Annotated in this window: 8 protein-coding genes and 1 pseudogene; 6 read left to right on the top strand and 3 right to left on the bottom strand. The window is 72.9% G+C overall.

Going from position 1 to position 8,000, the window contains the following annotated elements:
* From Q7T52_RS14010 to Q7T52_RS14000, 3 genes and pseudogenes are all read right to left on the bottom strand, one after another.
* A pseudogene (locus Q7T52_RS14010) lies at nt 1–193 on the bottom strand (alpha/beta hydrolase); the annotation flags it as partial.
* 26 nt (nt 194–219) lie between these two features.
* Nucleotides 220–1,608: a PQQ-binding-like beta-propeller repeat protein gene (locus Q7T52_RS14005; protein WP_304803497.1), complete on the bottom strand. Its 1,389-nt coding sequence runs from the start codon at nt 1,606–1,608 to the stop codon at nt 220–222.
* 45 nt (nt 1,609–1,653) lie between these two features.
* Nucleotides 1,654–2,676 (bottom strand): DUF563 domain-containing protein, encoded by a 1,023-nt coding sequence (locus Q7T52_RS14000; protein WP_304803495.1) that lies wholly within the window; start codon nt 2,674–2,676, stop codon nt 1,654–1,656.
* 93 nt (nt 2,677–2,769) lie between these two features.
* On the opposite strand from Q7T52_RS14000, the gene Q7T52_RS13995 reads away from it, so the two are divergent.
* The 6 genes from Q7T52_RS13995 to Q7T52_RS13970 all read left to right on the top strand — a co-directional run bounded on the left by Q7T52_RS13995 (nt 2,770) and on the right by Q7T52_RS13970 (nt 7,914).
* Nucleotides 2,770–3,654 (top strand): alpha/beta fold hydrolase, encoded by an 885-nt coding sequence (locus Q7T52_RS13995; RefSeq protein WP_304803493.1) that lies wholly within the window; start codon nt 2,770–2,772, stop codon nt 3,652–3,654.
* Nucleotides 3,655–3,775: 121 nt separating this feature from the next.
* Complete coding sequence (gene hsaA / locus Q7T52_RS13990; protein ID WP_304803491.1) at nt 3,776–4,942, top strand: 3-hydroxy-9,10-secoandrosta-1,3,5(10)-triene-9,17-dione monooxygenase oxygenase subunit; 1,167 nt, start codon at nt 3,776–3,778, stop codon at nt 4,940–4,942.
* Between the two features lie 3 nt (nt 4,943–4,945).
* Complete coding sequence (gene hsaD, locus Q7T52_RS13985; RefSeq protein WP_304803489.1) at nt 4,946–5,854, top strand: 4,5:9,10-diseco-3-hydroxy-5,9,17-trioxoandrosta-1(10),2-diene-4-oate hydrolase; 909 nt, start codon at nt 4,946–4,948, stop codon at nt 5,852–5,854.
* 4 nt (nt 5,855–5,858) lie between these two features.
* Nucleotides 5,859–6,758: an iron-dependent extradiol dioxygenase HsaC gene (gene hsaC, locus Q7T52_RS13980; protein ID WP_304803487.1), complete on the top strand. Its 900-nt coding sequence runs from the start codon at nt 5,859–5,861 to the stop codon at nt 6,756–6,758.
* 29 nt (nt 6,759–6,787) lie between these two features.
* Entirely contained in the window at nt 6,788–7,426 is a 639-nt protein-coding gene (locus Q7T52_RS13975; RefSeq protein ID WP_304803486.1) for a flavin reductase family protein, read from the top strand.
* The gene (locus Q7T52_RS13970) at nt 7,426–7,914 is read left to right on the top strand and encodes an SRPBCC family protein (protein WP_304803484.1); all 489 of its coding nucleotides are present in this window, start codon (nt 7,426–7,428) and stop codon (nt 7,912–7,914) included. The genes Q7T52_RS13975 and Q7T52_RS13970 overlap by 1 nt, the downstream gene beginning before the upstream one ends.
* Nucleotides 7,915–8,000: the final 86 nt, after the last annotated feature.

Raw genomic sequence — 8,000 nt, 5'->3', positions numbered from 1 at the left:
CGAACCCGGCGCGGTCGGTGGTGACGTAGCGGACCCCCGCGGCGGCGTACACCCCGTCGTCGGGCCAGCGCGACAGCCGGCACCCGGGGCTGCCGTGCAGCCCGATCACCGGGGACCCGTCGGGGTCGCCGCCGTCGAGGTAGGCCGTGACCCGGCCGTCGGGGAGGGGGACCAGCTCGACCGGTTCGCTCACCCCCGCAGTCTGCCCGCCGCCCCCGCTCAGGGCAGCGGCGGGAGCGTCACGAAGCCGTACTGCGTGTGGTAGAACGTCGGCCGCTCGACCCGGGTCATCAGGGCCGGCCGGCCGCCGGGACGGCGCGACGCCACGACGTTCTGCGGGATGCCCTCGACCCGCAGCACCTCGGTGCCGGTGCGGGCGTCGAGGACGACCGTGCACGACTCGACCTGCGGGCACTGGGTGTTGGTGTAGAGGTAGCCGCCGTAGGACGTCCAGCCGCCGGTGATCAGCGGGAGGCGCCAGCGATCGGCGCCGGTGCGCAGGTCGTAGGCCACGGTGTCGTTGGAGTCCGTCTCCTGGACGACCACGGTCCCGGCGGCCACGGCCTCGAGGTGCCCGGCCGTGCGAGCGGTCCAGCGGACCTTGCCGGTGCGGCCGTCGAGGATGCGCAGCGGGTAGAAGAGACCCGAGACCGCGACGTCGCGGCCGGCTGCGTAGACGAACGGGTCGTCGCACCGCTTGGGGGTGTACTTCAGCGGCCGTGTCCTGAGGGTGGTCGACCAGAGCCGGGTGCCGTCGAGGTCGTAGACGGTGACGGTGCTGCGGCAGCCGTCCTTGGCCCTGGGGTCCTTGTCGACCTTGGCCAGCCGCCGCTCGTCGATGGCGTCGGCGTAGTAGTCGGGGTCCTCGTCGTCGACGTCGTCGTCGAGCACGGCGCCGGACGCCGGGTCGAGGGTCAGGAACGAGCTGCGGTGGCCGTCGCGGAAGGCCTGCACCAGGAGACGGCCGCCGACGACGCTGGTGTTCTCGGTGTAGGTGCCGAGATAGCTGGTCCACAGCACCGCGCCCGAGCGGGGGTCGCGCGCGGTCATCGTGCAGACGCCGTCGGAGTCGTCGGTGCGCTCGCCGGTGCAGCTGGTGACGAAGACCCGGCGGTCGTCGTCGGCGGAGTAGCCGTTGGACGGCGTCGACCACAGCTCCTCGCCCGTCTGCGGGTCGAGGGCGATCACCGCGTGGATGCCGCCGCGCACGGTCGGCTCGACGACGGGCACGTCGCCGACGAAGAAGCCGTAGACGTCCTTCTTGCGGGGCGGGGTCCACCGCCAGACGTCCTTGCCGCGGGCGGTGAGGCGGGCGGCGCCCCGCGTCTCGAGGCCGAGGTAGCCGCGGCCGTAGCGGCGGATCTCGTAGGGCTGGCCCAGGCGCTCGGACGAGCGCCAGTCGAGGTCGTCGAGCGGGGTCGGCGGCTCGGGCGTGGGCGTGGGCTCTGGCGCGGGCGTGACGGTGGTCGTCGGGGAGGTCGCGCTCGGTGACGGGGTGCCGGACCCGCCGGTGGCCTCGCTGTCGGCGCTGCAGCCGGACAGGGCGTACGTCGTCGTCAGCGCGAGCAGGAGGCCGGTCGCGAGGACGCGGGGACGTGGGGTCGGCACAGCGGCTCTCTGCCCATCGCGGGGTCGATCCACACGCGACGTGCCTCAGATCGTGGCGAGCAGGGCCTCGAGCGCGGCGTCGTCGCCGTCGGCCACGAACGCGGTGACGTGGCCGCAGGCCGCGTCGACCATCGCCTGGGCCTTGGTCACGCGGGCGGGGGAGCGGCGGTCGCCGACGGTGAGCACCCGGGTCCCGGGAGCGGCGAAGACCGAGAGGTGCAGGGCCGAGCCCGAGAGCCCGGCGAGCACCTCCGCACCGCGGACCGCGGAGACCTGCTCGGCCATCGACAGGGTCTCGGGGTGGACGACCGCGAAGCCGGCCGCGGCGAAGGTCGCGTCGAGGTGCGCGTCGCGCGAGGCCTCGGTGCGGGCGCGCACGCTGCCCGCCTCGTCGGCGTGGAAGCGGGTGCGCGAGAGATAGACGCGCCGGTCCGGGCCACGGGTGCCGACGGCCTCGGAGGCGCGGCGCCAGACCCGGACCGCCTCGGGCTGGGCCCACTTCTTCAGCAGCACCGGCCGCGACGGCACGACCAGCCGCTCGACCCGGAGGTCGCGCCCGTGCACGAGCCGCAGGACGTCGGGGTCGTGGCCGGCCAGCCGCACCAGGTCGGCCTGCCAGGGCTCCATGGTCGCGTCCTGGAGCCGGCGGCGCGGGTCCCTGACCGGCCCGGTCACGGGCCGGTGGGTGATGATCCCGGCCAGCGGTGGGAGGTCGGCAGGCTCGGGCCACAGGGTGGTGACCCACTCGAGGAGGAAGTGGCCGAAGTGCCCGGCCCAGTGGCCGGCGTAGAGCCAGGTGCCGGCGAGCCGTCGTACGTCGGTGGGCACCGTGATCTCGGTCGGGTCGGCGGCGACGGGGTTGAGCCGGTCGCCGTGCCAGCGCCGCTGCGAGCCGCGGACCAGGACGCCCTCGCTGTCGTGGACGGCCCCGCGGACCCAGCGGGCCGGCCCGGCCTCGGTGCGCAGGTCGCCACGGGCGAACGCCGTCACGACCGCCTCGTCGACCGTCACGACCTCGATCGGGTCGCCGGTCGGCTCGTGCTCGGGCACGGCGGGGGTCCACACCATGCGCCGGACGATACGGAGGTGCCGCGACCACTTCGGGAAGCGGTGGTGGGACGGGTCCTGGACGGGTGTCCACCGGATCGCTAGCGTGACAGCGTGTCGCAGACAACCCGCAGGCGCCGCCCGTCCCGCTCCCGCCGCCTCGAGGTGCCGGTCCCGGCTCCCACCGTGCGCACCGGTCGGGGCGAGCCGCTGCTGCTGCTCCACCCGTTCACCACCTCGCACGACGTCTGGGCCGAGGTGGTGCCGACCCTGGCGCACGAGCACGAGGTCGTCGCGGCGACCCTGCCCGGCCACTGGGGCGGCCCGCCGCTGCGCCGTCGCGAGGTCTCGCTGGCGGCGTACGCCGACGGGGTCGAGGCCCTGCTCGACGAGCTCGGCTGGGACACCTGCCACGTGGCCGGCAACTCGATCGGCGGCTGGCTGGCCTTCGAGCTCGCGCGCCGCGGCCGGGCCCGGACCGTCACCGCCATCGCGCCGGCCGGCAGCTGGACGAAGTGGTCGCGCGAGGAGCTCGTCGTCGGCGGCAAGTTCATCGGGCTCTACGCCGTCTCGCTGCTCGGCCACGCCCTCGGCGAGCGCGCGACCCGTCTGCCGCTGCGGCCCGTGGTGCTCAAGATCGTCAGCCACCACCCGCGCCGGGTGTCGCGCGAGCGTGCCGACAACTTCGTGCGCGCCGCGTCGCGCTGCCCGTCGTTCTTCCCGTTCATCGTCTCCGAGCTGCGCGGGGCCGTGACCAACGACGTCACCGGCCTCGACGACGAGGTCCCCGTGCGGCTCGTGCTCTGCGAGAAGGACCTGCTGCTCCCGCCCGACCGCTACGGCACGCCCTACGCCGAGGCGATGCCGGCCGCCGACGTCGTGGTGCTCGAGGACCTGGGGCACATCCCGATGTTCGAGGCCCCTGACCTGGTGGCCGCGACGATCCTCGAGCACACCCGCGCCCGCCGGCTCGCCGACCGGCACGCCGACACCGCCTGAGCTCCGGACCGGGGCGTCACCGGGTCGTCACACGATCGGAACGCAGCGTCACCCCTTTGCGCTGGACCAATACTAGAACGTGTTCTAGTCTTGGTCCTGACCCAGCACAGGAGGCTCCACCATGTCCCAGGCCGTTCTCGATGGCGTTCGCGACCTGCTCCCCAGCCTGCGCGAGCGCGCCGACGAGACCGAGCGACTGCGCGTCGTCCCGGAGTCCTCGATCAAGGAGCTCGAGGAGACCGGCTTCTTCAAGCTGCTCCAGCCCAGGCGCTTCGACGGGCACGAGTCCGACCCGATCGACTTCTACACCGCGGTGCGCGACATCGCCGGCGCGTGCGGCTCGACCGGCTGGGTCTCCAGCGTCGTCGGCGTGCACCCGTGGCAGGTCGCGCTCTTCTCCGACGAGGCCCAGCAGGCCGTGTGGGGCGAGGACACCAACACCCGGCTGAGCTCGTCCTACGCCCCGACCGGCAAGGCCACGGTCGCCGAAGGCGGCTACCAGCTCTCCGGCAAGTGGAGCTTCTCCTCCGGCTGCGACCACTGCTCGTGGGTGCTGCTCGGCGGGCTGGTGTTCAACGCCGACGGCCAGGTCGTCGACTTCAAGACCTTCATGGTGCCGCGCGACCACTACACGATCGTCGACGTCTGGCACATGGTCGGCCTGGCCGGCACCGGCTCCAACGACATCGTCGTCGACGACGTGTTCATCCCCGAGGCGTTCACCCTGAGCATGGGCGAGACCGGCCAGTGCCGCGGCCCGGGCCAGGAGCAGAACACCTCCGACCTCTACAAGCTGCCGTTCCACTCGATCTTCACCGGCACCATCACCACGCCGATCATCGGCCTCGCCATGGGCGCCTACGCCGAGCACGTCGAGATGCAGCAGAAGCGCTCGCGCGCCGCCTACCTCGGTGAGAAGGCCTCGCTCGACCCGTTCGCCGCCGTCCGCATCGCGCGGGCCTCCTCCGAGATCGACGCCGCGTGGGCCCTGCTGGTCAACAACATCCGCGAGGAGCAGCACCACGTCTCCCGCGGCGAGAAGATCCCTCTCCGCACCCGGCTCAAGGTCCGCCGTGACCAGGTCCTCGGCAGCCAGCGCGCCATCGACGCCATCGACTCGCTCTTCGAGGCCTCCGGTGGTCGGGCGCTGGCCAACGGCACCTACCTCCAGCGCGCCTGGCGCGACGCCCACGCGGGCCGCGTCCACGCCGCCAACGACCCCGAGCGGGCGCTGCAGATGTTCGGCGCCCACGAGTTCGGCCACAAGGTCGACCCCGGGATGTACTGAGCCGTGACCGCGACCCCCACCGCCCCCGCGCCGCTGGCCAAGGACGACGTACGCCGGTCGGCCAAGGCGGGCGACCTCACGCTCAACTACTACGAGGCGGGGGAGCCGACCGACGTCGGCGCGGGCCTGCCGCTCGTCATGCTCCACGGCGGCGGCCCGGGTGCGAGCGCGTGGTCCAACTTCGGCTCGGCGCTGCCCCACTTCGCCTCGTCGTTCCGCACGCTGCTGGTCGACCAGCCGGGCTTCGGCGGCTCCGACAAGCCGCCGGTCGTCGGCAACTTCTACCGCCACAGCGCCGACCACGTCGTCCAGCTGCTCGACGAGCTCGGCATCGCCAAGGTGCACCTGCTCGGCAACAGCCTCGGCGGCGGTACGGCGATGCGCCTCGCCCTGACCTACCCCGACCGCGTCGGGCGGCTGGTGCTGATGGGCCCGGGCGGGCTCAGCCTCAACCTGTTCCACGCCGACCCCACCGAGGGCGTCCAGCGGCTGATGGACTTCGGGGCCGACCCGACGCGCGACAAGCTGCGCGCGTTCATCTCGTGCATGGTCGTCAACCAGGCGCTCGTCACCGACGAGCTGGTCGAGGAGCGCTTCGCCGACGCGACCGCACCCGGCGCCCAGGAGGCGATGCGCTCGATGGGGATGAGCTTCTGGAACCCCGAGACCGCCGAGGACGGCATGCTCTGGCGCGAGGCCCACCGGCTGCGCAAGCACACCCTGCTCACCTGGGGCCGTGAGGACCGCGTCAACCCGCTCGACGGCGCCATGGTGGCGCTCAAGCTCATCCCCAAGGCGTCCCTGCACGTCTTCCCCAACTGCGGGCACTGGGCGCAGATCGAGGCGGCCTCGGAGTTCGCCGAGATCACCACCGCGTTCCTGGCCCGCCACGTCGAGCGCTCGAAGGGCTAGTCGGATGACGATCGACATCAGGTCGATGGGCTACGTGCGCGTCGCCTCCACCGACCTCGACGCCTGGGCGACCTTCGCCGGCAAGGTGCTGGGGCTCGGCGCCGGGCGCGGACCCAACCCCGACCACCAGTACTGGCGGATCGACCAGGTCTCCGCTCGCCTCGTCGTGTTCCCCTCCGACGTCGACCAGCTCGACTGCGTCGGCTGGGAGGTCGCCGACCCGCGCGCCCTGCAGGACGCCCGCGAGCACCTCCAGAAGGCCGGCGTCGACTTCGAGGAGGGCACCCGCGAGGAGCTCGACGAGCGCCGCGTCCAGGAGCTGGTCCGCTTCCGCGACCCGTGGGACAACGTCTTCGAGCTCTTCCACGGCATCACCTACGAGTCGCACCCGCTCGTGACGCCCTACGCCGCCACCTTCGTCACCGGCGAGCAGGGCATGGGCCACATCGTGCTGCCGGTGCTCGACGACGTCGAGGCGCTGCACTTCTACGCCGACGTGCTCGGCTTCCGGCTGCGCGACTCGATGAGCATGCCCGGCGAGTTCGTCGGCAAGGAGCCGGGCTCCAAGGTCTGGCTGCGCTTCCTCGGGGTCAACCCGCGCCACCACTCGCTGGCGTTCCTGCCGATGCCCAACGAGAGCAAGTGCGTCCACGTGATGCTCGAGGTCGACGAGCTCGACCACGTCGGCCGGGCCCTGCAGCGGGTCAAGAAGCACAAGGCGCCGCTGTCGGCGACCCTCGGACGGCACATGAACGACGAGATGGTGTCGTTCTACGTGCGCTCGCCCGGCGGGTTCGACGTCGAGTTCGGCACCGAGGGGCTCACCGTCGACGACGCCCGCTGGGTCGCCCGGGAGTCGACGGCCGTCTCCTACTGGGGCCACGACTTCGGTGGCGGGCAGTAGCCACGGGCAGGGGGCCTAGGGTGAGCGCGATGTCCGAGACGCCTGAGATCCCCGAGGGGATCAGCGACGACGCGCGCGAGACCTGGCCGAGTCCCCACCTGATCACCTCCTGGCTCGGCGACCTCGACCACGACGTCGAGTGGCGCCCGGGCGAGACCACGACGATCCCCGCCGACGACCCCGAGGCCGTCGCCGCGGCCCGGAGGTTCCGCGACGTCCTCGGCCGCTTCGCCTCCGGCGTCACCGTCGTCACCACCATCAGCGGCGGCGAGCCGGTCGGCATGACCTGCCAGTCGTTCTCGAGCGTCTCGCTCGACCCACCGCTGGTGCTCTTCGTCCCGGCCCGGACCTCGCGCGCCTGGCCGCTGATGCAGCGGGCCGGCAAGTTCTGCGTCAACTTCCTCGCCGACGGCCAGGACGGATTGAGCAACGCGATGGCCAGCCGCGGCAGCGACAAGTTCGCCGACATCGACTGGGCGCCGTCCGCGGTGACCGGGTCGCCGACGTTCCCCGGCGCCCTCGGCCACGTCGACTGCACGATCCACGCCGTCCACGAGGCCGGTGACCACTACGTCGTCATCGGCAAGGTGGTCGACCTGGTGGCCACCGACGCCGACGGGCCGCTGCTGTTCTTCCAGGGCAAGTACCGCACCGTCACCAGCACCTGATGCCGCAGGTCAGGGCCGAGGTGTGGGTCGGCGTACCGCCGTCGACCGCGTTCGCCGTATCGCAGACCCAGGGCGAGGTGCGGCTGCGCTGGGACCCGTTCATCCGCGCCCAGCGGCTCATCGACGCCGACCGCCCCGCGACCGGCGTCCACACCTTCACCCGGGCCCGGCTCGGGCCCGCGATGGTGAGCCGCTACGTCTCCTACCGGCCGCCGACGTCGGTCGGCATGACGATGGAGAAGGGGCCGTGGTTCTTCGCCTCGTTCGGCGGCGGGTGGCGCTTCACCCCCGAGGAGCGCGGCGGCGTCGCCGGCACCCGGGCGGTCTGGAAGTACACGTGGACGACGCGGCCGGCGTGGCTCTCGCCGGTCGCCGACCGCGTCGGGTGTCTCCTGCTGGGCCGCGAGATCCGGGCCCGCATCGACGCCTGGGCCCGAGCCTGCTCCGACCCGGTCGTGCTCGCCGCGTGCGCGGCCGGCGACGACTGACCTCTCCTGGGCGTCCCGGGCGCTACTGGGCGCTACTGCTGGGTGCTGTCGGGCGGACCGCCGAAGCCGCCGCCCCCGCCGCCGTC

The organism is Nocardioides sp. (genome assembly GCF_030655615.1).
In the GTDB taxonomy this organism is placed as follows: Bacteria; Actinomycetota; Actinomycetes; order Propionibacteriales; family Nocardioidaceae; genus Nocardioides.
This window is presented reverse-complemented; position numbering and strand designations above follow the sequence as displayed.